Below are 566 nucleotides of genomic sequence, written 5' to 3'. Positions count from 1 at the left end.
TGCCGTTGGCGGCCACCACCACCGTGCCGTTCGAGGGCGCGGTGCCGGCCGCGTAGGTGAGGGTGTCGCCATCCGCGTCCGTTGCGCCGACAGCGTCGCTCAGCGTGCCGTCTTCGTCCAAGGTGTGGTTTTCGTCCGCGCCAACTGGTGCGAAATTGTTGGCGGTCAGCGAGAAGCTGGCGCTCGTGCTCTTGCCCGCTTGGTCGGTGACCGTGACTTCGATGCTGAACGGACCTTGGGCGCTGGCGTTGTTCGGCAGCGTGCCGGAGATGACACCGGTGTTCGGGTCAATGCTGAGACCGGCCGGCAAGCCGGTGGCGGAGAAGGTCAGCCGGTCGCCATTGGTGGCGATGTCGGCGTCGCGGAAGACCGCGCTGGTCGGGATGGTGACGGTGGCCGCATCGGTGCTGCTGACGTTGTTCAGCGTGCCGACGACCACCGGGTTGTCGTTCACGGCATTGACCGTCACGCTGACCGTGATCGTGTCCGTCGCGCCTTGCGCATCGGTGACGACGACAGTGAAAGTGTCGGTGCCGTTGAAGTTCGCGTTTGGCGTGTAGGTGTAG

1 protein-coding gene is annotated in these 566 nt (G+C 65.5%); it reads right to left on the bottom strand.

What is annotated here, in order from left to right; all coding sequences use genetic code 11:
• Positions 1-566, bottom strand: a 566-nt coding sequence (locus OOT46_RS30685; RefSeq protein ID WP_265407415.1) for an Ig-like domain-containing protein, incomplete at both ends; no start/stop codon positions are given.

Origin of the sequence: Aquabacterium sp. A7-Y, from assembly GCF_026153205.1 — a bacterium.
In the GTDB taxonomy this organism is placed as follows: domain Bacteria; phylum Pseudomonadota; class Gammaproteobacteria; order Burkholderiales; family Burkholderiaceae_C; genus Caldimonas.
The sequence above is the reverse complement of the archived record's forward strand: the minus strand, read 5'-3'. Positions and strand labels throughout refer to the sequence as shown.